23 protein-coding genes are annotated in these 24,224 nt (G+C 72.8%); 13 read left to right on the top strand and 10 right to left on the bottom strand.

Annotated elements, in window-relative coordinates:
* The first annotated feature begins 410 nt into the window (after nucleotides 1–410).
* Entirely contained in the window at nucleotides 411–1,913 is a 1,503-nt protein-coding gene (locus tag ACGFZ2_RS17540) for a transcriptional regulator (RefSeq protein ID WP_393454678.1), read from the top strand.
* A gap of 9 nt (nucleotides 1,914–1,922) precedes the next feature.
* Nucleotides 1,923–3,005, top strand: a complete 1,083-nt coding sequence (locus ACGFZ2_RS17535) for a polyprenyl synthetase family protein (RefSeq protein ID WP_393454675.1) — start codon at nucleotides 1,923–1,925, stop codon at nucleotides 3,003–3,005.
* 190 nt (nucleotides 3,006–3,195) lie between these two features.
* Here ACGFZ2_RS17535 and ACGFZ2_RS17530 read toward each other — a convergent pair whose 3' ends face one another.
* The gene (locus ACGFZ2_RS17530) at nucleotides 3,196–3,588 is read right to left on the bottom strand and encodes an Rv2175c family DNA-binding protein (RefSeq protein ID WP_393262817.1); all 393 of its coding nucleotides are present in this window, start codon (nucleotides 3,586–3,588) and stop codon (nucleotides 3,196–3,198) included.
* Nucleotides 3,589–3,752: 164 nt separating this feature from the next.
* On the opposite strand from ACGFZ2_RS17530, the gene pknB reads away from it, so the two are divergent.
* Together pknB and ACGFZ2_RS17520 are read left to right on the top strand one after the other, a co-directional pair.
* Nucleotides 3,753–5,747, top strand: coding sequence for a Stk1 family PASTA domain-containing Ser/Thr kinase (gene pknB, locus ACGFZ2_RS17525; RefSeq protein WP_393262819.1), 1,995 nt, complete (start codon nucleotides 3,753–3,755; stop codon nucleotides 5,745–5,747).
* 19 nt (nucleotides 5,748–5,766) lie between these two features.
* A complete protein-coding gene (locus tag ACGFZ2_RS17520) occupies nucleotides 5,767–6,645 on the top strand; it encodes a deoxyribonuclease IV (RefSeq protein WP_393454672.1) in 879 nt (292 codons plus the stop codon).
* Nucleotides 6,646–6,802: 157 nt separating this feature from the next.
* On the opposite strand, the gene ACGFZ2_RS17515 is transcribed toward ACGFZ2_RS17520, so the two are convergent.
* From ACGFZ2_RS17515 to ACGFZ2_RS17500, 4 genes are all read right to left on the bottom strand, one after another.
* Nucleotides 6,803–7,834: a threonine aldolase family protein gene (locus tag ACGFZ2_RS17515; RefSeq protein ID WP_393454669.1), complete on the bottom strand. Its 1,032-nt coding sequence runs from the start codon at nucleotides 7,832–7,834 to the stop codon at nucleotides 6,803–6,805.
* Complete coding sequence (locus ACGFZ2_RS17510) at nucleotides 7,827–9,233, bottom strand: class II 3-deoxy-7-phosphoheptulonate synthase (RefSeq protein WP_393454666.1); 1,407 nt, start codon at nucleotides 9,231–9,233, stop codon at nucleotides 7,827–7,829. The genes ACGFZ2_RS17515 and ACGFZ2_RS17510 overlap by 8 nt, the downstream gene beginning before the upstream one ends.
* A gap of 87 nt (nucleotides 9,234–9,320) precedes the next feature.
* A complete protein-coding gene (locus ACGFZ2_RS17505; RefSeq protein WP_393454663.1) occupies nucleotides 9,321–9,803 on the bottom strand; it encodes a hypothetical protein in 483 nt (160 codons plus the stop codon).
* Nucleotides 9,804–10,038: 235 nt separating this feature from the next.
* Nucleotides 10,039–11,625 (bottom strand): glycosyl hydrolase family 18 protein, encoded by a 1,587-nt coding sequence (locus tag ACGFZ2_RS17500; protein ID WP_393454660.1) that lies wholly within the window; start codon nucleotides 11,623–11,625, stop codon nucleotides 10,039–10,041.
* A gap of 165 nt (nucleotides 11,626–11,790) precedes the next feature.
* On the opposite strand from ACGFZ2_RS17500, the gene ACGFZ2_RS17495 reads away from it, so the two are divergent.
* Nucleotides 11,791–12,285, top strand: coding sequence for a glutathione peroxidase (locus ACGFZ2_RS17495; protein ID WP_393454657.1), 495 nt, complete (start codon nucleotides 11,791–11,793; stop codon nucleotides 12,283–12,285).
* A 203-nt stretch (nucleotides 12,286–12,488) separates the two neighbouring features.
* Complete coding sequence (locus ACGFZ2_RS17490; protein WP_393262834.1) at nucleotides 12,489–13,163, top strand: NADPH-dependent F420 reductase; 675 nt, start codon at nucleotides 12,489–12,491, stop codon at nucleotides 13,161–13,163.
* Nucleotides 13,164–13,255: 92 nt separating this feature from the next.
* Here ACGFZ2_RS17490 and ACGFZ2_RS17485 read toward each other — a convergent pair whose 3' ends face one another.
* Nucleotides 13,256–13,846: a TetR/AcrR family transcriptional regulator gene (locus ACGFZ2_RS17485; RefSeq protein ID WP_393454654.1), complete on the bottom strand. Its 591-nt coding sequence runs from the start codon at nucleotides 13,844–13,846 to the stop codon at nucleotides 13,256–13,258.
* Nucleotides 13,847–13,928: 82 nt separating this feature from the next.
* On the opposite strand from ACGFZ2_RS17485, the gene ACGFZ2_RS17480 reads away from it, so the two are divergent.
* Nucleotides 13,929–14,378: a nuclear transport factor 2 family protein gene (locus ACGFZ2_RS17480; RefSeq protein ID WP_393262839.1), complete on the top strand. Its 450-nt coding sequence runs from the start codon at nucleotides 13,929–13,931 to the stop codon at nucleotides 14,376–14,378.
* A complete protein-coding gene (locus tag ACGFZ2_RS17475; protein ID WP_357693223.1) occupies nucleotides 14,375–14,593 on the top strand; it encodes a heavy-metal-associated domain-containing protein in 219 nt (72 codons plus the stop codon). Before ACGFZ2_RS17480 ends, ACGFZ2_RS17475 begins: the two co-directional genes overlap by 4 nt.
* A 98-nt stretch (nucleotides 14,594–14,691) precedes the next feature.
* Here ACGFZ2_RS17475 and ACGFZ2_RS17470 read toward each other — a convergent pair whose 3' ends face one another.
* Nucleotides 14,692–15,042 (bottom strand): DUF2203 domain-containing protein, encoded by a 351-nt coding sequence (locus ACGFZ2_RS17470; RefSeq protein ID WP_393262842.1) that lies wholly within the window; start codon nucleotides 15,040–15,042, stop codon nucleotides 14,692–14,694.
* 157 nt (nucleotides 15,043–15,199) lie between these two features.
* On the opposite strand from ACGFZ2_RS17470, the gene ACGFZ2_RS17465 reads away from it, so the two are divergent.
* The gene (locus tag ACGFZ2_RS17465; protein WP_393454651.1) at nucleotides 15,200–16,492 is read left to right on the top strand and encodes an exo-beta-N-acetylmuramidase NamZ domain-containing protein; all 1,293 of its coding nucleotides are present in this window, start codon (nucleotides 15,200–15,202) and stop codon (nucleotides 16,490–16,492) included.
* A 243-nt stretch (nucleotides 16,493–16,735) separates the two neighbouring features.
* A complete protein-coding gene (locus ACGFZ2_RS17460; RefSeq protein WP_393454648.1) occupies nucleotides 16,736–17,332 on the top strand; it encodes a flavoprotein in 597 nt (198 codons plus the stop codon).
* 67 nt (nucleotides 17,333–17,399) lie between these two features.
* On the opposite strand, the gene ACGFZ2_RS17455 is transcribed toward ACGFZ2_RS17460, so the two are convergent.
* Nucleotides 17,400–18,356 carry a helix-turn-helix transcriptional regulator gene (locus ACGFZ2_RS17455; RefSeq protein WP_393454646.1) on the bottom strand — a complete coding sequence of 319 codons (957 nt, stop codon included), beginning with the start codon at nucleotides 18,354–18,356 and terminating at the stop codon, nucleotides 17,400–17,402.
* 61 nt (nucleotides 18,357–18,417) lie between these two features.
* Here ACGFZ2_RS17455 and ACGFZ2_RS17450 point away from each other — a divergent pair, with 61 nt between their 5' ends.
* From ACGFZ2_RS17450 to ACGFZ2_RS17440, 3 genes are all read left to right on the top strand, one after another.
* Nucleotides 18,418–19,002, top strand: a complete 585-nt coding sequence (locus ACGFZ2_RS17450; protein ID WP_393454643.1) for a DinB family protein — start codon at nucleotides 18,418–18,420, stop codon at nucleotides 19,000–19,002.
* Nucleotide 19,003: 1 nt separating this feature from the next.
* Nucleotides 19,004–19,441, top strand: a complete 438-nt coding sequence (locus tag ACGFZ2_RS17445; RefSeq protein WP_393454640.1) for a VOC family protein — start codon at nucleotides 19,004–19,006, stop codon at nucleotides 19,439–19,441.
* Nucleotides 19,442–19,855: 414 nt separating this feature from the next.
* Entirely contained in the window at nucleotides 19,856–22,009 is a 2,154-nt protein-coding gene (locus ACGFZ2_RS17440) for a UvrD-helicase domain-containing protein (RefSeq protein WP_393454637.1), read from the top strand.
* Here the strand turns inward: ACGFZ2_RS17440 and ACGFZ2_RS17435 are convergent.
* Nucleotides 21,948–22,454, bottom strand: a complete 507-nt coding sequence (locus ACGFZ2_RS17435) for a hypothetical protein (RefSeq protein ID WP_393454634.1) — start codon at nucleotides 22,452–22,454, stop codon at nucleotides 21,948–21,950. The two genes, ACGFZ2_RS17440 and ACGFZ2_RS17435, sit on opposite strands and share 62 nt — an antisense overlap.
* A gap of 9 nt (nucleotides 22,455–22,463) precedes the next feature.
* Nucleotides 22,464–24,191 (bottom strand): AIPR family protein, encoded by a 1,728-nt coding sequence (locus tag ACGFZ2_RS17430; RefSeq protein ID WP_393454631.1) that lies wholly within the window; start codon nucleotides 24,189–24,191, stop codon nucleotides 22,464–22,466.
* Nucleotides 24,192–24,224 lie beyond the last annotated feature (33 nt).

Here is a 24,224-nt window from a genome sequence, read left to right as displayed (position 1 = left end):
GCGGGCGGGGCACGCCGCGCCCGAGACCTTCCCACAGCGGGGGACGCCGGCCGCGCGGGTCGACGCGCCCCCACCGCACCGGGACCGGGCGGCCGGCGCCGGTCGACGCCCCGCCCTGCGGCTCGGGGGCCGAACGGTCCGCGCGGGGGCGGTGCCCGAGCCGCAGGGCGCCGACCACTTCCCGGCCCCGCCTGCCGGGAGACGGGTCGCCGGCGCGGAGCGGCCCCGGGTCCGCCCGGCCGGGGCCGGAAAGCGTCGTACCCCCGGAGTAGTCATGGTGCAGCGCGGGGCGGGCCGGCCGGAGGTCGACCTGTCGGGGGCACGCGCGGGGGTCAGCCTTCCACCGGTGACGCACGGGTCCCGTCCGGGCCTGCGCCGCCGCCCGCGCCGACGCCCCGCCCGGAGGACCGATGACGCCGCCCCCACCCGCTCCGCAGCTGCTCGGGCCGCTGTTAGCCCAGCTCCGGCTGGCCCGGGGCTGGAGCCAGTTGCGGCTCGCGGTCGAGCTCTGCGCCGCCTCCGGGGTGCCGACGCTCAGCCGGCACGAGGTCTCCCGGTGGGAACGGCAGCTGCGCGTCCCCGGCGAGTTCTGGCTCGGCTGGCTCGCCATCGTCCTCGCGGTGCCGCTCGACCTGCTGGCCGACGCCGCGGCCCGCACCCGGCGTCTCGGTCCGCCGCCGTCCTTCGGCGGGTCCCGGTCCCGGGCGGCGCTGCTCGCCCTGGCCGAGCGCTGGCTGGTCGACCCGCGCGCCGCGCTGCTGCCCGGCACGCCCGCCCGACCGACCGACGACCCGGGCGACGCCGAGACCTGCCCGGCCGGGTCCGGGCAACCGGCCGACGACCGGGACCGCCCGGTCGGGTCCGGCGCACCGCCTCGGGTCCCGGCCCGGCCGGCGGCTCCGGTGGTGGCCGAGGGCCCCGGGCCCCACCCGGCCCGGCCTTGTGCCCGGCCGGTGCGGCTGGCGGAGCTGCGCCGGCTCGACGACCTCGCCGGCGGGGCCGACCTGGCCGGGCTCGGGGCGTACCGGCTGGGGCGGGCGGTGCGGGCGTTGGCGGGGTGCGGGCCGGCCGCGCGCCGCCGGCTGCTGCCCGAGCTGGCCGAGTCGGCCCAGCTCGCCGGCTGGCTCGCCGCCGATGCCGGGGACGCGGCCGGCGCGCTGGACGCCTACCGGTTGGCGTTGCGCGCCGCCGCGACCGCCGGTGACCCGGCGTTCGCCGGGCACGTGCTCGGCTCGGCCAGCCACCTGCTCGCCGGCGTGGGCGACCCGGAGGGCGCGCTGGTGCTGGCCCGCACGGCGTACGCCGGGGCGCGGCCGTGGGCCACCCCCGGCCTGCGCGCCCTGCTGCTGCACCGGGTGGCGCTGGCGGCGGCGACCGGGGGTCGGGCCGGGGCGGCGCGGCAGGCGCTCGAGGCGGCCCGCCGCGTGACCGACGCGCCGGAGCCGGGCCGGGAGCCGCCGTGGCTCTACTGGCTCGACAGCCTGGAGCTGGCGGCGATGGCCGGGCGCGCGCTGGTCGCGCTGGGCCGGCCGCGCCCGGCCGAGGCGCCGCTGCACGCCGTCCGGCAGCCCGGTCGCCCGCGCACCTCGGCGATCTACGGCGGCTGGCTGGCCCGCGGCTACCTCCAGCTCGGCGAGGTGGAGCGGGCCTGCGCCGTGGCCGGCGAGGCGCTGCTCGACGCGGTCCGCGCCGGGTCGCCCCGGGCGCTGGGCCACCTGGCCGAGGTGCGGCGGCGGCTGGCCGGGCACAGCGACGAGCCGGCCGTCCGGCGCTACCGGGCGCTGGTCGCGACGGCCGGCCCATACCTGCCCCGCCCTGGGTCGCCGCCCGGACCGGGCGGCCGACGGGGTCCGGCGACGCGTTCGGCGCGTCGGGCCCCCGGCGGTGCGGCGGGGTCGAGCCCGACCGGCTAGCGTCGTGGGGTGACCCACGCTGCTCCCGTTTCCCCGGTCGACCGTGCCGGGCTGCGTCAACGGATCGACAAGGCCCTGGCCGAGTTCCTGGCCGGCCAGCGCACCTGGATGACCGGCGTCGACGACGCCCTGATGCCGGTCGCCGAGGCGATCGAGGCGTTCGTGCTGGGCGGCGGCAAGCGGCTGCGGCCGGCGTTCGCCTACTGGGGCTACCGGGGCGCCGGCGGGGTGGACTCCGACCAGGTCGTCACCGCTCTCGCGGCGCTGGAGTTCGTGCAGGCCAGCGCGCTGATCCACGACGACCTGATGGACCGCTCCGACACCCGGCGCGGGGAGCCAGCGGTGCACCGCCGGTTCGCGGCCCGGCACCAGGCGGCCGGCTGGGGCGGCGACGCGCACGGCTTCGGCGACGCCGCGGCCATCCTGCTGGGCGATCTCTGCCTGGTCTGGTCGGACGAGCTGCTGCACTCCTCCGGGCTGGACCCGCGCACGGTCGCCCGCGCCCGGCCCGTCTTCGACGAGATGCGCACGGAGGTCACCGTCGGCCAGTACCTCGACGTGCTGACCCAGGCCACGGGCGACACCTCGCTGGAGCGGGCCGGCAAGGTCGCCCGCTACAAGTCGGCGAAGTACACGGTCGAGCGGCCGGTGCTGCTCGGCGCCGCGCTGGCCGACGCGCCGGCCGAGGTCGTGGCAGCGTACTCCGGGTACGGGCTGCCGTTGGGCGAGGCGTTCCAGCTCCGCGACGACGTGCTGGGGGTGTTCGGCGACCCGGCCCAGACCGGCAAGCCCGCCGGCGACGACCTGCGCGAGGGCAAGCGGACCTATCTGGTGGCGGCGGCCCTGGAGGCGACGGACGAGGCGGGGCGCGAGCTGCTGCTCGGCGGGCTCGGCGATCCCGGGCTGGACGAGACCGGGGTCGCCCGGCTGCGAGAGATGATCAGTGACAGCGGCGCGCTGGCGCGTACCGAGCAGCGGATCGCCGCGCTGACCGACACCGCGCTGTCCGCGCTGGCTACCGTCGACCTGGAGACCGAGGCCCGGCAGTCCCTGGTCGACCTGGCCATCGCCGCCACCCGCCGCACGGACTGACCGCGCCCCACCCACGCCGCCCCGTCCCCAGCCCACCCACGCCGCCCTGCGGTCGACTTGCCCAGACCCGGCCGGCCGGCCGGCGATCTTGCACGTTCGGCCCGCGTTTTGTCCCGTGTGCCCGGAAATGCCGGGACACAAAGTGCAAGATCGCGGGGGTGGAGGGCGGGGAGGGGGCGGGAGGGGCGGGCTAGAAGCCGAGGGCTTGGGCGCGGCGTTTGATCTCGCGGGCCTGGTCGCCGGCGAGCGCCTTCGCCGGGGTGGCGCCGGGGAGGGTCTCGTCCGGCTCGTAGAGCCAGCGCAGCGCGGCCTCGTCGTCGTAGCCGGCGTCGGCCAGCAGGTTGAGCACGCCGGGCAGGTGCTTGAGCACGGTCTTGTTGGCCACCAGGTCGGTCGGGATCCGGCGGACGCCGTCGCGGCGCACCGCGATCAGCTCGCGGTCCCGGATCATCTGGTGGACCTTACTGATCGACACGTCGAGGCGCTCGGCCACGTCCGGCAGGGTCAGCCAGTCGGCGGCGTCGGCGGGGCCGGCGGTCTCGGGGGCGGGCACGGCCCGGTCGGCGGGTACGGAGTCGGTCACCCGACCACCCTGCCATGCCCCGGCCGGCCGAAACCAACGGCACCCCGATGAGGTGGCTGAGCAGGTCGGACAGGCGGCGCGAGCGCGACGGGAAGGCTCCCGTCGTAGCCCGGCTGTACCATCCTGTTCAACCTTCACCCTCCGGGCACATAGACTCCCTGCCGATGGACACACAGGTCGCCGACACGTTGCTGGGCTCGCTGATCGACGGGCGCTACCGCATCCGCGGTCGCGTGGCTCGTGGCGGCATGGCGACCGTGTACACCGCCACCGACGAGCGCCTCGAGCGCACCGTGGCGGTCAAGATCATTCATCCGTCCCAGGCGCCCGAGACCCAGGCCCAGGCGGCGGGCTTCGTGGCGCGGTTCACCGACGAGGCGAAGACGATCGCCCGGCTGACCCACCCGAACGTGGTCGCGGTCTACGACCAGGGCACCCATGCCGGCCTGCCCTACCTGGTGATGGAGTACGTCCGCGGCCGCACCCTGCGCGACGTGCTCGCCGAGCGGCGCCGGCTCGACCCCGACGAGGCGCTGGCCATCGCCGAGCAGATGCTCGCCGCGATCGCCGCCGCGCACCGGGCCGGGCTGGTGCACCGCGACGTGAAGCCGGAGAACGTGCTGGTCGCCGAGGCACCCACCGGCGGCACGGGCAACCTCGTCGACAGCGTGGTCAAGGTCGCCGACTTCGGGCTGGCCCGGGCCGTCGAGGCGAGCGCCGACGACGAGAACGGCAACCAGCTGATGGCCACGGTCGCGTACGTCGCCCCGGAGCTGGTCACCGAGGGGCACGCCGACCCCCGCACCGACGTCTACTCCGCCGGCATCGTGCTGTTCGAGATGCTCACCGGCCGGGTGCCCTACGACGGGGACCGGCCGGTCGACGTCGCCTGGCAGCACGTCGACCGGGACGTCCCGGCGCCGTCGACGCTGGTGCCCGGCCTGCCGAAGGTGCTGGACGACCTGGTCGCCCGGGCCACCCGGCGTGATCCGGGCGCCCGGCCGACCGACGCGGGCGCGCTGCTGGCCGAGGTGCAGGTGGCCCGGGACGACCTGGGCAACGCGAACACGCGTACCGCCGTGTTGCGCCGGGTGGCCGACGAACCGGCGGTGTCCCAGCCGACGATGGTGGTGGCGGCGGTCCAGCCGGTCGAGCGGCCGGCCTGGGCCCGGCTGCCCGACGGCGGCGCTCCGCGGGCGGGCCGTCGCCGGGCCGCCGCGGCCGAGGAGGACGAGAGCCTGGGGTCGCGGCTGTCCGCGCTGCGCGGCCGGGTGATGGGCGACCCACGGGGCCGGATGGCGGTCATCGCCGCCCTGGTGGTGTTGGGCCTGGTGGCCGCCGGGGGCGGCTGGTGGTTCGGGGTCGGCCGCTACACGGTGGCGCCGCAGTTGGTGACCCTGAGCAAGGCCGACGCGGAAGCGCAGGCCGCCCGCGCCGGCTTCACCCTCGCCTACGCCGAGCCGCGCTACGACGAGAAGGTCCCGAAGGACGCCGTCCTGGCGCAGGATCCTGTCTCCGCCACCCGCATCGTCAAGGGCGGCACGATCACGCTGACCCTTTCGCTGGGGCCGGAGCGTTTCCCGGTGCCCGACGTGGTCGGCAAGGAGTTCGAGCTGGCCGAGGCGGATCTGCTCGACGCGAAGCTGGTGGTGGCGAAGGGCACCGCCCGCTACGACGACAACCTGCCCGCGGGCGTCGTGGTGGACACCAACCCGAAGGTGGGCACCGAGGCCAAGCCGGGCGACAAGGTCACCGTGATCCTGAGCAAGGGCAAGGCCCCGATCTCGGTGCCGAACCTGGTCGGCAAGAGCCTGGCCGAGGCCCGGACGATCCTCGCCCAGCTGGGCCTGGTGCTGGTCGAGCCGCCCACCTACAAGGACTCCGACAAGCCCAGGGACGAGGTCCTCGGGCAGAGCCCGGCGGACGGCACCGGGGTGGAGCGGGGCGCCAAGGTCAAGCTGGAGATCAGCAAGGGCCCGCCGCTGGTCCCCGTGCCCCGGGTCATCGACCTGCCGTGCCAGCAGGCCAAGCAGGTACTGGAGAGCCAGCAGTTCCCGGTGGTGATCCAGTTCAACCCGAACGGCATCACCCGCTTCCAGAACCCGCCGGAGAACACGCAGGTGCCGCCGGGCACCCAGGTCACCATCGGATGCCTGTGACGATGCCGGACACCACGAGATGACGGCGCAGGACGGAACGGCGCAGCACCGGCCGGTCGGCTCGCACACGCCCACCTCCGGCGGCCTGGCGAAGGCGGCCCTGCCGTACGCCGACGCGGCCGGCTCGCAGGTCGTGCAGGTCTACGTCTCCAACTCGCGGGGCTGGGCGCTGCCGGCCGGCGACCCGGCCCAGGACACGCTGTTCCGCGACGGCTGCGGCGAGCGGGGCCTGCCGGTCTTCATCCACGCGTCGCTGCTGGTCAACCTCGGCTCCCCCACGGCCAACACGGTCGAGCGCTCGGCGGAGACGCTGGCCCACGCGCTGCGCCGGGGCCGGGCGATCGGCGCCGAGGGCGTGGTCTTCCACGCCGGCAGCGCGGTCGACGAGAGTCACGCCGACGCGGCGATGCGGCAGCTCCGCGAGACGCTGCTGCCGCTGCTCGACGAGGCGGAGGCGGCGGGCGGCCCGCGGCTGCTGGTCGAGCCGAGCGCGGGCGGCGGCCGGTCGCTGGCGTCCCGGGTGGAACAGCTCGGGCCCTACCTCGACGCGGTGGACGGCCATCCCTGGCTCGGGGTCTGCTTCGACACCTGCCACGCCTGGGCCGCAGGGCACGACCTGGCCGCCGAGGGCGGCATGACCGCGACGCTGGACACGCTGGTGGCGACGGTCGGGGCCGGGCGGCTGCGGCTGGTGCACGCGAACGACTCGAAGGACCTGTGCGGCTCGACCCGGGACCGGCACGAGAACATCGGCAAGGGCACCATCGGCGAGCCGGCGTTCGCCGAGCTGATGGCGCACCCGGCCACCGCCGGCGTCCCGATCGTGGTGGAGACCCCGACGGAGAAGCACGTCGGCCACGCCGCCGACATCGCCACCCTCAAACGCCTGCACCCCTGAGACGTCGCCCGTCCGCCCCGGTCCGGACGCCGGAGCTGGGCGGAGTTCGCCCACGGCGGCCCGGGCCCACGCGCCGCGATCCCCCCCAGGCGCCCGGGCATCCCGGACGCGCCGTGGCCTCCGTAACGGCTCGGCCCCCGCGTGCCCGCGCCGGGCGTCAGCCCCTGAGGATGCGGGTGACGACCTCGACGGCCCGGTCGATGCCGGCGTCGTCGACGTCCATGTGGGTGACCAGGCGGGCGACACGAGGGCCGAGGACCGACACGAGGACACCCTCGGCGCGGGCGGCGGCGGCCAGGGCGTGCGCGTCCAGCGGCGCCTTCGTCAGGTCCAGCGGCACCAGGTTGGTCCGGACCGCGCCGGCCAGCACCCCGAACGGGGCGATCGCCTCGGCGAGCCGGGCCGCCTTCGCGTGGTCGGCGGCGAGCCGGTCGACGTGGTGGGCCAGCGCGTACCGGCCGGCCGCGGCGAGGATGCCGGCCTGCCGCATCCCACCGCCCATCCGCTTACGGATGAACCGGGCCCGCTCGATCTGCTCGGCGCTGCCGACGACCAGCGAGCCGACCGGCGCGCCGAGCCCCTTGGAGAGGCAGACCGACAGGGTGTCGAAGAGGGCGCCGTACTCGGCCAGCGGCACGCCGTCGGCGACGTGCGCGTGCCAGATCCGGGCGCCGTCGCAGTGCAGCGCCACCTGCGCGTCGTCGGCGACCCGGCGCAGCTCGCGCAGGGTCGCCAGCGGGATCACCCCGCCGCCACCCCGGTTGTGGGTCTGCTCCACCGCGATCGCGCGGGTGGGCACCGCCCAGTAGCCGTCCGGGCGGATCATGGCGGCGACCGCGTCCGGGTCGATGTCCGCGCCGACCGCCGGCCACGTCCGGGAGGAGATGCCGCCGTACGCGGCCGCGGCCCCGATCTCGTACGTCACCACGTGGGCGTCGGCGTCGCAGAGCAGTTCGTTGCCGGGCGGCACCAGCAGTTGCAGGGCGATCTGGTTGGCCATCGACCCGGTCGGGGCGAACAGCGCCGCCTCGTGCCCGAAGAGCGCGGCGACCTCGGCCTCCAGCGCGTTGACCGCCGGGTCCTCGCCGTAGACGTCGTCGCCGACCTCGGCGGTGGCCATCGCCTCCCGCATCCCCGGCGTGGGCCGGGTCACGGTGTCGGAACGGAGGTCGACGATCTCGTCAGCCACGCAGCATCTCCGCCACCAGGAAGGCCAGCTCCAGCGACTGCTGGGTGTTCAGTCGCGGGTCGCAGGCGGTCTCGTACCGGTCGGGCAGGTCGAGGTCCTCGATGCCCTGGGCGCCGCCGAGGCACTCGGTGACGTCCTCACCGGTCAGCTCGACGTGCAGGCCGCCGGGGTGGGTCTCCAGGCCCCGGTGCACCTCGAAGTAGCCGAGCACCTCGTCGACGATGCGGTCGAAGTGCCGCGTCTTGTAGCCGTTGGACGACTCGTGCGTGTTGCCGTGCATCGGGTCGCACTGCCAGACCACCTTGGCGCCGGCGGCGGTCACCTTGGCGACGATCGGCGGCAGGGCGTCGCGGACCTTGTGGTTGCCCATCCGGCTGATCAGGGTGAGCCGGCCGGGGATGTTGTCCGGGTTGAGCTTCTCGCAGAGCTCGATCGCCTCGTCCGGGGTGGTGGTGGGGCCGAGCTTGACCCCGATCGGGTTGGCGATGCGGGAGATGAAGTCGATGTGCGCGCCGTCGATCTGCCGGGTGCGCTCGCCGATCCACAGGAAGTGCCCCGACAGGCCGTACGCCCGGCGGTCGGAGACCCGCGTGAGCGCCCGGTCGTACTCCAGGGCGAGGGCCTCGTGGGAGCAGTAGAGGGTGACGGTGCGCAGGGCCTCGTCGTCGGTCATCCCGCAGGCACGGATGAACGCCAGCGCCCGGTCGATCTCCCGAGCGATCGCCTCGTAGCGCTCGCCGGCCGGCGAGTTCTTCACGAAGCCCTTGTTCCAGTCGTGCACGGCGTGCAGGTCGGCCAGCCCGCCGGCCAGGTAGGCGCGGAGCATGTTCATCGCGGCGGCCGAGTTCGCGTACGCCCGGATCATGCGCTGCGGGTCGGCGGCCCGCGCCTCCGGCGTGGCCTCCAGCGAGTTGATCATGTCGCCGCGGTAGGCCGGCAGCCCGCGCGCGTCGGTCGGCAGCGACCGGGGCTTGGTGTACTGCCCGGCGACCCGGGCGACCTTGACCACGGGCAGCGAGGCGCCGTAGGTGAGCACGATCGCCATCTGGAGCAGGGTGCGGGCGTTGGCCAGCAGGTGGCTCTCGGTGTTGTCGGCGAAGGTCTCCGCGCAGTCACCGCCCTGGAGCAGGAACGCCTTGCCCTCGCAGACCAGCGCGAGCCGCTGGCGGAGCTGGTCGACCTCGTAGGGCGCCACCACCGAGGGCACGGTGTCGAGCACCTTGCAGACCTCGGCGACCCCGGCCGGGGCCGGCCACGGCGGGGTCTGCGCGCGGGGCAGCTCCCGCCAGCGGTCCAGGCCGAGGGCCGCGTCCTCGGCGGAGTCGATGGTCGGGCGGCTGGTCTGCAGCCCCGGGCTGCCCACCGCGGGATGGTTCAGCTGATGCCACTCATGGCGCATGACAGAAAGCGTACGGCGACCGACCGGGCGACCGACCGGCGGAGGGCAGGGTTCCGGCAGGTGAGAGATGACTCACCGGAGCGCAGGTCAGGGCGTCGCGGCCGGAGCCGGGGAGTGGCCGCCCGGCGCCTCGGCGGCGATGCACCAGTCGGCGCCGTCGCGGGTGACCGTGAACAGCAGTGGCCGGGCGACCGTGCGGGAGCCGGCCTTGACCGAGACCGTGGTGCTGACCTCCTGGCCCTGGGGGCCCGGGCGGATGTCGGTGATCTCGGCCTGGGGGACGGTGAAGTGGTCGGCGAAGTCGCCGTTCGGGCCGGTCGCGGCGGCGTCGAAGCCCTCCTGGAGGACGGCGCAGAGCTGGCTGCGGCCGGCCGCGACGTCCTTGGCGGTCATCGCGTCGAGGTACGCCTGCACCCGCTCCCGCGACTTGGCGGCGGCCTCCTCGGCCGGGGCCCGCCCGGGCTTGGTCGCCGGGTCCTCCTCGTTGCCGATGCCGCAGCCGAGCAGGGCGAAGGGCAGGGTTCCCAGCAGTACGGCGCCCGCCGCCAGCCTCCCGTGCGTCGCGCGCATCGCCACCTCCGTCGCCGTGGACATCGAGCCCGTTGAGCGGCGAGTCTGTCACATCGACCGACGTGCCTGGCGGTCCGCCGCGCCCGAACCGGTCCGGGGCCGCCGCTCCCCGTCCGGCGGCGGCGCCGGTCGCCGGCGGCCGAGGGCGCGGGGCGGGTGTCAGGGGCACGGCCGGGCGGGGAGGGACCGGTGCGTCGTCCCTCCCCGCCGTGTGGGTGGTGCGTCGGCCTGCGGCCTAGCCGAGACCGCCCTTGATGGCGCCGATCAGCTCACCGTTGCCGGTGTCACCGGAGAGCTCCCAGAAGAACGCGCCACCGAGGCCCTGGTTCTTCGCGTACGTCATCTTGCCGTTGATGGTCGACGGGGTGTCGTAGCTCCACCAGTTGCTGCCGCACTTGGCGTACGCGGTGCCGCCGACGGTGCCCGTCGCGGGGCAGCTGTTCTTGAGCACCTTGTAGTCCTCGATGCCCTGCTCGTAGGTGCCCGGTGCGGGCCCGGTGGCACTGCCGCCCGGAGCCGCCTGGGTCACCCCGGTCCAGCCCCGACCGTAGAAGCCGAGGCCGAGCAGCAGCTTGCTGGACGGGATGCCCTTGCTCTTGAGCTTCTGGACGGCCGCGTCGGACCAGAAGCCCTGCTGGGGGATGCCGGGGTAGGAGTAGAGCGGGGAGTGCGGGGCGGTGGGGCCCTGCGCGTTGAAGGCGCCGAAGTAGTCGTACGTCATCGGCATGATCCAGTTCAGGTGCGGTGCGGCGCCGGCGTAGTCGGTGGCGTCGATCTTGCCGCCGTTGCTGCCGTCCGCCGTGATCGCGGCGGTGACCAGCGCCGACGAGCCGAACTTCGCGCGCACCGCGCCGACCAGGTTCTTGAAGGCGTTTGGGCCGCTGGCGTCGCAGGTGAGGCCGCAGGCGTTCGGGTACTCCCAGTCGATGTCGATGCCGTCGAAGACGTCCGCCCAGCGCGGGTCCTCGACCAGGTTGTAGCAGGACTCCGCGAAGGCGGCCGGGTTCTGCGCGGCCTGGGTGAAGCCGCCGGACCAGGTCCAGCCGCCGAAGGACCAGAGCACCTTGAGGTTCGGGTACATCTTCTTGAGCTTGCGCAGCTGGTTGAAGCTGCCGCGCAGCGGCTGGTCCCAGGTGTCGGCGACGCCGTCGACGCTGTCCGCCGCGGTGTACGCCTTCTCGTAGTCCGCGTAGCTGTCGCCGATCGTGCAGCGGCCGCCGGTGGTGTTGCCGAAGGCGTACAGGATGTGGGTCAGCTTGGCGGCCGAGCCGCTGGTGTGGATGTTCTTGACGTGGTAGTTGCGGGCGTAGACGCCCCACTGCGCGAAGTAGCCGACGACCTTCTTGCCGCCCGGGTCCGGCGGCGGAGTGGTGGGCGGCGGCGTGGTGGTCGGCGGCGCGGTGGTGGTCGGCGGGGTGCTGCCGCCACCGCACGCCACGCCGTTGATCGTGCAGTTCAACGGCGCCTTGTACCCGCCGGTGCCGTTGTAGCCCCAGCTGAAGGTGGCACCGGGCGCGAGCGGGCCGGCCCAGCTCTTCTTGACCGCGACGTAGTGGTCGCCGGTGCGCGTGACGTCCGCGTCCCAGGAGCTGCTGATGCTGGTGCCCGACGGCAGGTCGAACTCGATGCGCCAGGTGCTCACCGAGGAACTCGACCCGTTGGTGACGGTCACCCGGGTCTCGTGACCGGTCCCCCAGTCCTGCACCTTGGTGAAGGCGGCGGTCACGCTGCCGGCGCCGAACGCACTGGCCATCGGGACCGTGGCGGCCGTCACCGCCACGACGGCGCCGATCCAGAGGGCCCGGCGGAGCGATCTCTTCATGTGGCGTCACCCCAAACAGTTAGGAAACTTTCCAAAATGATGCTGCGACGCTACTCACTTCGTCATCACTTCGTCAAGATGTACATGTATCGATTCCCGCTGGGAGCGCGGTCGGCTTCCACCCGGCCCCGCGGCGCGCCCGGCGGCGGCGCGTAACCTCGGCCCATGACCGTCTTCGACACCCACATCGACGCCCTGACCGGCGGCCCGGCGAACCTCGCGCAGCACCTCGGACGCGCGCTGCTGGTGGTCAACGTCGCCTCCCGCTGCGGCCTCACCCCGCAGTACGCCGGCCTCCAGGCGCTGCACGACGAGTACGCCGACCGCGGCCTGGTGGTGCTCGGCGTGCCCTGCAACCAGTTCGCCGGCCAGGAGCCGGGCACGGCCGAGGAGATCAGCGACTTCTGCCAGGTCAACTACGGAGTGACCTTCCCGCTGACCGAGAAGGTCGACGTCAACGGCCCCGACCGCCACCCCCTCTACGCCGCGCTGGTGGGCACCGCCGACGCCGAGGGGCACACGGGCGACGTGCGGTGGAACTTCGAGAAGTTCCTGGTCGCGCCGGACGGCACGGTCGCGGCCCGGTTCGCGCCGACCGTCCAGCCCGACGCGGCCGAACTGCGCGCCGCGATCGAGAAGGTGCTGCCCCCGGCGGCCTGACCACCACCCGGCGCCGGCTCGGCTCCTCCGTGGACGGAACGGTGCCGCTACGTGTCCGCCGGGCCACGGTCGGCGGTACGTTGGGCGTACGGGCCACCCGTCGCCGCCGCCGGTCGCGCCCCCGCCGCCAGCGCGGCGACGGCGGGAATTGTCGACCGCACCGATAGGGAATACGGCCGCAACGAACGGAGTTGGGGACCGACATGACAACTGTGGGACTGATCGGCAGTGGACACATCGGCGGGACGGTGGCGCGGTTGGCGGTGGCCGCCGGCTACGACGTGGTGCTGAGCAACTCGCGCGGCCCGGAGACCCTCAAGGACCTCGTCGACGAGCTGGGGGCGCGCGCCCGGGCGGCCACCCCGGCGGAGGCGGCGGAGGCCGGCGACCTGGTGGTCGTCACCATCCCGCTCAAGGCGTACCGGGACGTGCCGGTCGAGCCGCTGGTCGGCAAGGTCGTGCTGGACACCAACAACTACTACCCGGAGCGGGACGGCACCTTCCCCGAGCTCGACGCCGGCTCGGTCACCAGCAGCGAGCTGCTGCAGCGGCACCTGCCGCGGTCGCGGGTGGTCAAGGTCTTCAACAACATCTTCTTCAAGCACCTGCACGCGCTGGCCCGGCCCGCCGGCGCCGCCGACCGCAGCGCGTTGCCGGTCGGCGGCGACGACGCGGGCGCGAAGGCCGACGCCACGGCCTTCCTCGACCGGATCGGCTACGACGCCGTCGACGCCGGGACGCTCGCCGAGAGTTGGCGCTACCAGCCGGACACGCCGGCGTACGGGACCATCTACTCGGCCGACCCGGCGAACTGGGAGCGCGAGGCGCCGGCCGACGCCGCCACGGTGCGCGCCGCCCTGGCCGCCGCCACCCGCTGAGCACGCCGCGGCGGTGAACGGACGCCGACCGGCACCGACCAGCGGGGCGGTGCCGGCCGTCGTCCCCGGATGGCCACCGCCGGAAGTGCCGCTCACCCGGGTGGGGTGGGCGCGCCGAGCACGCGGAGCAGGCTGGTGCGGAGCGCCGCCGTCGCGTCCGCCTCGGACATCCGGCCGGCGTCGGCCTCCTCGCTCGCGGCGTGGCCCAGCTTGACGACCACGGCGACGAACCAGTCGGCCGGGAGCCGGTCGTCGAACTCGCCGGCCTCCTGGCCGCGCCGGACCACCCGCCCGAGCCGGTCGGCGACCGGCGCGTGACGCTCCTGGTCGGCCTGCGGGCTCACCGGCAGGGCGCTGATCGCCTGGAGCAGGCCGCGGTACTTCCCGGCCTCGCGGGCGCTGACGTCGAGCATGCGCAGCAACGCGTCGGCGGCCGGCCCGGTGTCGGTGTCGGCGGCGTCCATCGCGGCGACGACCTCCTCGGTGACCCGGTCGAGGACCGCCGCCAGCAACTGCTGCCGGGACGAGAAGTGGGCGTAGACGGTCTGCCGGGTCACTCCCGCGGCCGAGGCGACGGCCTCGACGCTCGCGTCGGGGTGGGTGCTGAGGAGCCGCACGGCCGCGTCCAGGACGGCGGCCCTGCTCCGCAGGGCGTCGGCGCGGCGCTTCGGGGACGAGGTCATCTCTTACATCTTGCCAAAGTTGCCGGGCGTCCATATCTTACAAGCTGTAAGAGTTATCCCCGCGCCACGAGACGGGAGCGCCATGCGTCCACGCCTTGACACCGACCCCGAGCAGTTCATCGCCGACTTCTTCACCTCCTTCACCGCCGACCTGTTGGGCAGCGACGAGGACGCCGGGCTGATCGTCGACCGCTACCACACGCCCGACATCGTCCAGGTCGCCGACGGGCACCGGATGGACCGCGACAAGCTGGTGGCGCACACCCGCCCGGTGCGCAGGAAGAGGCCCGACAGCCGCATCGAGGTGCACGAGGCACTGGCGCACGGGGACCGCGTCGCCGCGCGGTACACGCTGCACGTGGACAACCCGAAGCGGCCCCTCGCCATGGAGGTGCACTTCTTCGGACAGTTCACCCCCGACGGTCGGATGCGCCGGTCGCACATGCTCACCCGCACCGTGCCCGCCGATCCCGAACCCGCTCCGGGCCAGCCGGCACCGCGGGCACGCGACCTGCCGACGGAGTCGGCATGACCACCGCCTCCTGGGCCGTGAGTGGCATGGCCTGCGGGCACTGCGCGGCCTTCGTCACCGAGGAGATCGAGCGCCTGCGGGGCGTCACCGCCGTGGCGGTCGACGTCGAGGCCGGCACGGTCACGGTGACCAGCGACAGGGTTCTCGCCGTCGCCGAGGTGCGCGCCGCCGTCGAGGAAGCGGGCTACGAGCTCACCGACCCACTTCCGGAGTAGCCCGCGATCCCCGCGGGGCAGGCGGCCGGCGCGCCGCGCCCCGCGCCGGCCCGGAAGGCCGCCGACCGGGTGGTGGACCTGGCCGTTGCGCCGCCGGGTCAGACCGGGCGGCGGCCGGCGAAGCCGCACTCGACGCGGTGGTACCAGCGCACGTCGGTGTCTCCCTCCAGCCAGCACCAGAGCACCGGCCGGCCGGCCCGCTCGCCCGGGAAGTCGAGCAGTACCGGCGCGATGCCCTTGACCTGGATGTCGTGGGAGTGCAGCTCCTCGACGAGGGCGTGCAGCCGGGCCTCCAGCCCCTTGGCCTCGGCCCGTCCGCCGAGCGGGCTGGCGCCCCGGTCGGCCAGGTCGGCGCGCAGTTCGGCCAGGTCGGCCCGCAGCCGGATCAGCTCGTCGACGCGCGGGCGCAGCGTGGCGATCAGGTGACGGGCCTGGGCGAGGGTGAACACCGGGCCAGTATGGAGCACCACGTCCGGGCGGCCGGCCGGACGCCGCCGCGCCCGTGGCTTCGCGCGCGGTCCGCACCGCCTCCCGCCATGTAGCTAACCTTCCTTGACGGGGCATCAATGCGTAGCTAAGTTTCGACGCAACCGACGGGAGGTCGACATGGAGCGCAGGAAGTTCCTGGCCGGTGCGGGTGCGGTGACCGCGGGCGCGGTCGCGGCGGCGGCCCCTGGCACGCCCGGCAACGCGGCCCCGGGCATCCGCCGCGTGGAGACCGGCCTCGACGTCCTCGTCGGGTCCGACTTCGCGGACCTCGCCGGCCAGCGGGTCGGCGTGATCTCCAACCCCACCGGGGTGGACGCGTCCTACCGCCACCTGGTCGACCTGATGCACGCCTCGGGCGCGGTACGGCTGGCCGCGGCGTTCGGCCCCGAGCACGGCTTCCGTGGCTCGGCGCAGGCCGGCGGCAGCGAGGGCACCGGCGTCGACGCCCGCACCGGGATCACCGTCTACGACGCGTACGGGGCCTCCCAGGCCAAGTGGGAGACCATGTTCACCGAGGCCGGCGTCGACACCGTCGTCTTCGACATCCAGGACGTCGGCGTCCGCTTCTACACGTACATCTGGACGATGTACACCTCGATGGTGGCCGCCGCCCGCGTCGGCAAGCGGTACGTCGTGCTGGACCGGCCGAACCCGGTCGGCGGCCGGGCCTACGGGCCGATGATGACGCCCGCCTACACCTCCGGCGTGGGTCTGAAGGAGATCGTCCAGCAGCACGGGATGACCGTGGGCGAGCTGGCCGGGTTCTTCAACGCGGAGTTCCTGCCCGCCGCGGCGGGGTGGCCCGTCGACCTGCACGCGGTCCGGTGCCGGCACTGGAAGCGCGACAGGCTGGCCGCCGACACCGACCTGCCCTGGGTGATGCCCAGCCCGAACATGCCCACCCCGGACACCGCGCTGGTCTATCCCGGCACCGGCCTGTTCGAGGGCGTCGCCTCGCTCACCGAGGGCCGGGGCACCTGCAGGCCGTTCGAGCTGATCGGCGGCCTGGCCGGCGACTTCGACTACCACTGGTCCGACCGGCTCAACGCGCGCGACCTGCCCGGCGTCGAGTTCCGCGAGGCGTACTTCACGCCGACGGCGGCGGGGCAGAAGCCGGCACTGCTCAACAAGCTCTGCGCCGGGGTGGAGGTGAAGGTCGTCGACCGGGCGACGTACGACCCGATCCGGACGGCGGTCGCGATGCTGGTGGAGGCGCGCAAGTACCCGGCGTTCGCGTGGCGGAGCGACTCGTGGGACGCCGTGCGACCGTACTGGGTGGACAAGCTGACCGGATCGCCGCGGCTACGCACGATGATCGACGCGGGCGCCGACGTGGCCGACGTGGTCGGCGCCTGGGCCGACGAGCTGGCCGAGTTCGACCGGCGGCGGGCGCCCCACCTGCTCTACTAGGGACATCCGGCTGACCCGGCGCTCAGCTGTTCGGCGGCCCGCCGCCGCCGGTCCGGCCGGTTCACCGGAAACGGGCTCACGTCGGTGACCGGCTCGATACCCTCGGCTCTCGGGATCCCCACGGACATCCGGAGCCACTCGATCGGCGAGATCGCCGGTGACGCAGGCGATCGACGTCCCGCCGCACGTCCGGCGGCATCTCGCCACGACTGGCGCGGGACACGTCACGCCGATAGGAGCGTCATGCCCGGGAAGTCACGATCGCCTGTCCTGCACCTCGTGGTCTGCGGCGCCGAGCCCGTCGCCGGACTCACCCCGTTCGTCGCGGCCTGCCAGGAGCTGAGCTGGGAGGTTCACGTCATCGCCGCCCCGGACGCGACGGCCGCGATCGACCGGGCCGCGATCGCCGGCCTCACCCGCCACCCGGTCCACGAGGAGGAGCAGCCGGAGACGCTGTACCCGCTGCCGCCGGCCGACGCCTACGCGGTCGCGCCGGCCAGCTTCGACCTGGTCAACAAGTGGGCGTACGGCCTCAACGACAACCTGGCCCTGCGGCTGCTCAACGAGGCGACCGCCGTCGGCCTGCCGGTCCTCGTCGTGCCCGCCCCGGAGCCGGCGCTCGCCCGGCACCCCGCCTTCCTGGAGAGCCTGGCGCGGCTGCGGCACTGGGGCGTGACGGTCATCGGGGCCGCCGAGGCGGCGGACGAGGTCAGCGCCCCCTTCCCGTGGCACGCCGCCGAGCAGGTGGTCTCCGCCTGGACGCGGTTCGCCCGGGTCCCCGCGCAGGCCGGCGCGGGCCGGGCGCACCGCGCCGACGACCTGGCGCTCCGGTCCGGCTGATCCACCACGGACCCGTGCGGTGGGCGCCGGCGCCCTCCGCCCACGGGAAAGGCCGTCATGCCCGGCGTCAGCCGGTCCCGGCCATCGCCGAGAGGCGCCGGGCGAGCAGGGCGACGGCCTCCCGCAGCTCAGGAGGCTCCAGCACCTCCGCCTCGAAGCCCAGCCGGGCCACGTGCACGGCGAGCCAGTCCAGGTTCTCCCCGGCGACGACGAGCACGCACCCGTCGCGATCGTCCTCGACTCGCCCCACCTGGGGCGGCACCAGCTCCCGCACCCGGTCGGGCCGGGCGTGCACCCGCACCCGGGCGACATACCGGTACGGCGCCTCGGTCACGGACCGCTGCACGTAGGCGACCGGGTCCGGATGCTCCCTCGCCCGGAAGCGCCAGGTCGTCGCCGTCACCTCGCGCATCCGGTCCAGCCGGAAGGTGCGCCAGTCGTCGCGGTCGACGTCCCGGGCCATCAGGTACCAGCGGCGGCCGGTGGCGACCATCCGCACCGGCTCGACCGTGCGCTCGCGCTCCCCGCCGTCGCGGCCGGCGTAACGGAACCGCACCCGCACCGCGTCGCGGCAGGCCCGCGCGAGCGTCACCAGCAGCTCCGGGTCGATCTCGACCCCGGGGCCGACCAGGGTCTCGGTGGCGCCGTGCACCGCCCGCACCTCGGCGCGCAGCCGGGGCGGCATCACCTGGTCGAGCTTCGCGAGCGCCCGCAGCGCCGCCTCGCCCGCCCCGGCGACCGTGCCCCCCGACGCCAGCCGCAGGGACACCGCCGTCGCGATCGCCTCCTCGTCGTCGAGGAGCAGCGGCGGCAGCCGGGTGCCGGCGCCGAGCTGGTAGCCGCCGCCGACGCCCGCCGTCGCGTGCACGGGGTAGCCGATCGCCCGCAGCCGCTCCACGTCGCGGCGCACCGAGCGGTCGGTGACCCCCAGCTCGGCGGCCAGCTCGGCGGCGGTCCAGGACGGCCGGTGCTGCAGCAACGCCAGCAACCGCAGCACCCGCTCGGTCGTCGCCTCGACGGTCACGTGTTCATCGTTCCACAGATCGCGGAACGACTCTGTCCGCTATCTACGGGAGGCTGGAACCATGACCGACCAGACCTGGAATCTCCTGCTCCGAGATCAGCTCGCCTGGCACTGGACCCGCCAGCTGCGCGATCGTCTCGACGGACTCACCGACGACGAGTACTTCTGGGAGCCGTCGCCCGGCTGCTGGAGCGTGCGCCCGCGCGGCACCGGCGCCGCACCGGTGCGGGCCGGGTCCGGCGCGATGACCATCGACTTCGCGATGCCGGTGCCCGACCCGCCACCGGTCACGACGATCGCCTGGCGACTCGGGCACGTGATCGTCGGCGTGCTCGCGATGCGCAACGCCGCGCACTTCGGTCACGCGCCCACCGACTACCAGTCGTTCGGGTACGCCGCGACCGCGACCGCGGCGCTGGCCCAACTCGACGCGGAGTACGCCACGTGGCTGGCCGGGGTCGAGTCCCTCGGCGAAACCGGCCTCGCCCGCCCGTGCGGAGCGGCCGAGGGGCCGTACGCCGAGCGTCCGCTGGCAGCGCTGGTGCTGCACGTCAACCGCGAGCTGATCCACCATCTGGCCGAGGTGTGCCTGCTCCGCGACCTCTACCTGCACAATGGCCAGCAGACCCGACTGGAGGCGAGCTGAGATGGCCCGCGACGTACAGATCACGTTCGACTGCGCCGACCCGGCCGGGTTGGCGGCGTTCTGGGCCCAGGCCCTCGGCTACCAGTTGCAGGCCCCGCCCGGGGGCTTCGAGTCGTGGGAACAGGCACTGGAGGCGATGGGCGTGCCGCCCGAGAACCGCAACGACGCCTCCGGGCTGGTCGACCCCGAGGGCTCCCGGCCGCGGCTGTTCTTCCAACGGGTGCCGGAGGGGAAGCAGGCCAAGAACCGCGTGCACCTCGACGTGCGCGCCGCCCCCGGGCTCGTCGGCGACGCGCGGATGGCGGCCCTGGAGGCGGAGGCCGAGCGGCTCGTCTCCCGCGGCGCCACCCGGCTCAGGCGCCACGAGCCCGATCCCCCGCTCGGCAGCGGTCACATCGTGATGGCCGACCCCGAGGGCAACGAGTTCTGCCTCGACTGACCAGCAGCGCGGCGGGGCCGGCGACATCGGCGCGGTCCGGACCGCGTCGACCCGGCCGTGCCGGCCCTGCCGGTACCGCCGACAGACCTGGCCGAGCAGGTGGTTCCGCCTGGACGCGGTTCGCCCGGGTCCCTGCGCAGGCCGGTGTGGGCCGGCCGCACCGTGCCGACGACCTGGCGCTCCAGTCCGGCTGATTTCTACGGATCGTTGAGGTGAGTACTGACGCACCCCGCCAACAGGCTGGGTAACGCCATCGGACGCGCGGCCATCACTGCCTCGGGTGTCGGTAACATCCAGCAGCATCCACGCCCCAAGATCGATAGGACAGCAACGGGGCGTGTCCCGGCCTACGATCGACTCGGCGTCACCCTCTGGCATCGCTGGGATGCAAAGGCGCGAAAGGTGGAGAGCCGGATGTATGACCACCGCTTCACTCCGATCTTCAACGACTGCGTCCAGCGCTACCACTCCCGGCCGGAGGTTCTCGCCGCCCTCTCCCAGACGTTGACCGAGCTTGCGGTCAAGCCGTTCGGCAATCCCCGACTGCAGACGCACGCCGTGCGTAAGGCGCAGCCGGATACGTTCACCTCCTACGTCACCAACCAGGGGCACCGGCTGATTTGGCGACGGGTCGGAAACGTGATCGTGCTGCTGCTTTTCGGCGAACATGACGCGGTCTACCGGCGTGCCGAGCGGCTACGGCTGGAAGTCGACGACACGCAGAACGTGCTGCGGGTCATCGACGAGGATCCGGAAACCGGCCGTAGCGTGCCGTACACCAAACGTCGGGCAGAGGAGGGTCGCCTCTTCATGCCCTGGAACGACGCCGAACTCGCCGCCTTCGGCTTCGCCCCGCACGAGATCAGGGTCCTGCGCCGACTCAACAACGATGCCGACCTGACCTCGCTCGACGCGCACATGCGGCCAACCGCTTGGCAGATGGCGATGAACCTCGCAATGTACGGTGACCCGAACGGCGAGCCGACCGCGCCCGTGATCGAGGACGAGCCCGTGCTCGCGACAGAGCCGACAAGCGAGGTGGATGAGCGAATCTCCGAGGCGCTGAGCATCCCGCAGGCCAGCCCCGAGTTCGTCCCGGTACCCGCGGACCGGCTGGCCGACTGGCTCGCCAAGCCGATCGAAGACTGGATGGTCTACCTCGACCCAGCCCAGCAGGATCTGGTCAATCGGACATACAGCGGGCCGGCCCGGATCCGCGGTGGTGCGGGGACGGGGAAGACGGTTGTCGCTCTGCACCGGGCCCGGGCCCTGGCCCGATTGGGTCAGAAAGTCCTGCTGACCACGTACGTGCGTAACCTACCCGAGGTCTATCAGCAGATCTTCGCCCGGTTCGCACCGGCCGAGCGGGAACTGGTGGAGTTCGCCAACGTGCACCGCTGGGCATTGCAGTACCTGCACCGGCAGGGCGTGTCGGTCAGGGTGGATCCGCGCGAGGCCAACAAGGCATGGCGCGCCGCACACGCCCGTGTGGTAACACCGGCCAGCCCACTGAGGAAGGCTGGGCTCAGCCCCGCCTATCTGTGGGAGGAGGTGGACTGGGTCATCCGTGGTCGGGCCCTGCCCGACCTGGACGCGTATCTCGCCTTGGAGCGCAACGGACGCGGCACACGGCTGTCGGGCGAACTCCGCGCCGAGGCGTGGCGACTGGCAACGGAGTACACAGCGGAGTTGGCGAAGCGGGGCGTCGGCGACTTCACCGACGTGCTCATCCGGGCTCACGAATTCGCCCGGAACCGACCGCCGGAGTACGACGCGGTCATCGTTGACGAGGCGCAGGACCTGACCGACGCCGCGCTGCGCCTCCTCTACGCGCTGGTCGGAGACCGCCCCAACGGCCTCCTGCTGGTGGGTGACGGTCAACAGTCGATCTACCCCGGCGGATTCAACCTCGCGTCACTGGGCATCCAGGTCCGGGGCCGGTCCCACGTCTTGACCCACAACTACCGCAACACTCGGCAGGTGTACGACGTCGCCCAAGCGCTCGTCAACGCACACCAGTTCGACGACGGGGGCGACCGGCCGGAGTCCGGGCTCCGCGCAGTCGAACTGTCACGCACGGGCCCTTCCCCCATCTTCGCGGCGAACGAGAGCGAGGAGGACCACGATCTGGCGCTCGCCGCAGCGATCGATTCCACCATCGGAGACGGCACGGGGATCGGTGATCTGGTCGTACTCGTCCCCACCCACGCGCTCGCCCAGCACTACGCAGACCTGATCGATTCGATGGGACTGCCGACCCAGCGTCTGGAGGATTACGACGGCACCCCCACCACGCTCGTCAAGGTCGGCACCTACCAGCGGGCGAAGGGGCTGGAGTTCAAGCAGGTCTTCCTGCCGCGGCTCGACCCCGACGGGCTACCGGAACGTCGCAGTCGTGGCGAGGACGCCGACACGCACTCGGAACGACTCGCACTGCTCCGGCGTCAACTGTTCGTGGCGATGACCCGGGCACGCGACGGGCTCTGGCTCGGTTGGGTCGGTGAGCCTAGCTCGTTGCTACCGCCGTCGTTGACGGGTAAGTCGGCAGCGCCTGCTCCCGCGAGGTGAGCAGCGGCCGCAACGCTCGTTGTAGCAGCGTGGCGTCGGCCTCAGGCAGGGACAGCAACGCCCGCCGCAGGTAGACGCTCCATGCGTCGGGCTTGGGGAACACCGACAGCTGCTCGACCAACGGTTGCAGCTCCAGCCCGTATGGGTAGGGCACGATGCGGTTGATCTCCAAGTCACAGCCGGACACGAAGCGGCGCCCACCGATTTCGACTGGCTCGTCCAGCCTTCGGGCCGCGCCACAGGCGGTCGCCACCCCGATGATCCGGCCCCGGTCCCGGGTTGGGTTACGCCAGGCGCCACGAGTGGCGTAGAGGTAGAGCGAATCGCCAGCGGCGAGGGCCGCGACCTCCGCGCGGGGCGTGGCGGGAAAGGCCATCCGTTGCTCGCGGAGCACCCACCCAATGGCGTCGCGGTCGCCGAGGATCAGCAGGTACGGGCGAGACACCGCAACAGCTTACGACGGCAGCTCGACTGCCCCGCGCCGCACACGCTCGGCGAATCGCTCGGTGCGGACGAGGTCGCTCAACAGCGCACCCGGCCGCTCCGCCTCCGCCTCCTTCTGCGCCCCCACCACGACCGATAGCAGCTCAAGGAAGTGGTACTCGGAGTCCAGGGGGTTCCACACCACGTCGAGGATCTTGTCGCAAGCATTCTTCCCGGCGGACCCATGAGGCCAGAGCCCGGTGCCGACCAGTCGGGCTTTTAGCGCGGCCAACAGGTGATGGCGGGCTGCCCGGTAGCCCCAGAATGCCCGCTTGTTGCGGAAGAGCCATTCGAGTCGGTAGAAGGCCGCCGCAGCGGTGTAATAGACGCGAGGGTCGTGGTTTGGCTTGAAGAGCATCTTCTCGTACTTGCTCTTCAGCCTTGCGTAACGACCCGTGCCAGCGGGATCGTCAAGGACCATCGCCGCGTACGCCTTGGTCAGCTGTGGCCGGGTGATAACCCGGGTCCGCTCGACGCTGGCTTCGCCGCTGTACTGACGAGACCGCCGCTCGTAGTACAGCCGGCGGGGCTCGGATTGAGCGGCGAAGTAGTCCTCGAGCTTCTTGTGGAACGATTCGCGCGCCGCAAGGTCGTCCTCGCTGACAGCCGTCTGCCGGTTGGTCGCCGCGATGATCCCGCCAATAATGTCTTCGTCGTTGGACTGGATGAGCCGGACGTTGACATACACACCGTCTGTCAGGTTTTCCCGTTGGTCGAACAACACGTGACAAGTCTGACAGCCGTTGACGATCTGGAAATCGCGGATGTGGACCTCCTCACCGGCGGTCCTCATCTCTCGCGCAACGATCGTGATCCCGTTGTTCAGGACGGCGAAGCTGTCACGACGATCCGGATCTAGAAGACTGCGACGAATCTCGCCGTTGACCGAGTTGTAGCCTTGGAAGTCACGGACGTTCTCATAGAAGAGAACCTTGCGAATCCCCCCGTTGGGGTCGGTCAGAATTTTCTCGACGAGCTTCCGCGCGGGGAGCACACCGACAAACGCCTGCTCAACGCCGGAAATCTTCGGTAGTGGAAGTTGCTTGGGCATTGTGAAGCTCGCACCGACCGCCTCCGTAGCTTTCCGGTACAGGTCTCTCAGTTCGTCGGTGCCGACGGCGAGAACCTCCACATCCTCGAAAATGTTGAGGTCACGTAGACGCGCTGCCGCAGCGATCCGCTTTTCGTCAAGCAGGCTGTCGCCGGGCCGGCCAGTCGTTACGTAGTGCACGGAGAGCCTTGGCAGGGTCTTCTTGAACTTGCTCACGTCCTCGTACACGGCACCGATGCAGGCACGCAGGTTCGCGACGTCCTCCGACCGCTTATACGTCATCGACTCGCGCCGGAACACCTGGACGAGATTGTCTGCAAGATCAGTGAAGACCTTGGCTTCAAACTTTTCGCTGCGTTTGGCCTGAATGACGACGAAACGGACGTCCAGTTGCTTGGCCTTCTGCACCGCTTCGCGGACCTCGTCGGCATCGCTTAGGAGGTCACCGTTGACGACCACACCCGCGACGTCGATGCCGAGATCACCGCCGCCGCCCATCCGGAACTGGTCGGGGTTGAAGTCGTCCTCGTGGTAGCCGCTCAGCACGCAGTAACCAGCGAACGCCTCAAACGCCTCGGCCTCGTCAAGTGCGCTGAGCTCCTGGTCCTTCTGAAACTTCTTGGTCAATCCCTCGATGATGAGGTTCACTGACTCTCCCGGCATCGCAGTGACTGGCTGCGA

The organism is Micromonospora sp. NPDC048063, from assembly GCF_043202855.1.
GTDB lineage: Bacteria > Actinomycetota > Actinomycetes > Mycobacteriales > Micromonosporaceae > Micromonospora.
This window is presented reverse-complemented; position numbering and strand designations above follow the sequence as displayed.

What these genes read in the sequence shown, in the direction of transcription:
- ACGFZ2_RS17540 (WP_393454678.1), top strand. Translation starts at nt 411, where the DNA reads ATGACGCCGCCCCCACCCGCTCCGCAGCTGCTCGGGCCGCTGTTAGCC.
- pknB (WP_393262819.1), top strand. Translation starts at nt 3,753, where the DNA reads ATGGACACACAGGTCGCCGACACGTTGCTGGGCTCGCTGATCGACGGG.
- ACGFZ2_RS17520 (WP_393454672.1), top strand. Translation starts at nt 5,767, where the DNA reads ATGACGGCGCAGGACGGAACGGCGCAGCACCGGCCGGTCGGCTCGCAC.
- ACGFZ2_RS17510 (WP_393454666.1), bottom strand. Translation starts at nt 9,233, where the DNA reads ATGCGCCATGAGTGGCATCAGCTGAACCATCCCGCGGTGGGCAGCCCG.
- ACGFZ2_RS17505 (WP_393454663.1), bottom strand. Translation starts at nt 9,803, where the DNA reads ATGCGCGCGACGCACGGGAGGCTGGCGGCGGGCGCCGTACTGCTGGGA.
- ACGFZ2_RS17500 (WP_393454660.1), bottom strand. Translation starts at nt 11,625, where the DNA reads ATGAAGAGATCGCTCCGCCGGGCCCTCTGGATCGGCGCCGTCGTGGCG.
- ACGFZ2_RS17495 (WP_393454657.1), top strand. Translation starts at nt 11,791, where the DNA reads ATGACCGTCTTCGACACCCACATCGACGCCCTGACCGGCGGCCCGGCG.
- ACGFZ2_RS17490 (WP_393262834.1), top strand. Translation starts at nt 12,489, where the DNA reads ATGACAACTGTGGGACTGATCGGCAGTGGACACATCGGCGGGACGGTG.
- ACGFZ2_RS17485 (WP_393454654.1), bottom strand. Translation starts at nt 13,846, where the DNA reads ATGACCTCGTCCCCGAAGCGCCGCGCCGACGCCCTGCGGAGCAGGGCC.
- ACGFZ2_RS17480 (WP_393262839.1), top strand. Translation starts at nt 13,929, where the DNA reads ATGCGTCCACGCCTTGACACCGACCCCGAGCAGTTCATCGCCGACTTC.
- ACGFZ2_RS17475 (WP_357693223.1), top strand. Translation starts at nt 14,375, where the DNA reads ATGACCACCGCCTCCTGGGCCGTGAGTGGCATGGCCTGCGGGCACTGC.
- ACGFZ2_RS17465 (WP_393454651.1), top strand. Translation starts at nt 15,200, where the DNA reads ATGGAGCGCAGGAAGTTCCTGGCCGGTGCGGGTGCGGTGACCGCGGGC.
- ACGFZ2_RS17460 (WP_393454648.1), top strand. Translation starts at nt 16,736, where the DNA reads ATGCCCGGGAAGTCACGATCGCCTGTCCTGCACCTCGTGGTCTGCGGC.
- ACGFZ2_RS17450 (WP_393454643.1), top strand. Translation starts at nt 18,418, where the DNA reads ATGACCGACCAGACCTGGAATCTCCTGCTCCGAGATCAGCTCGCCTGG.
- ACGFZ2_RS17445 (WP_393454640.1), top strand. Translation starts at nt 19,004, where the DNA reads ATGGCCCGCGACGTACAGATCACGTTCGACTGCGCCGACCCGGCCGGG.
- ACGFZ2_RS17440 (WP_393454637.1), top strand. Translation starts at nt 19,856, where the DNA reads ATGTATGACCACCGCTTCACTCCGATCTTCAACGACTGCGTCCAGCGC.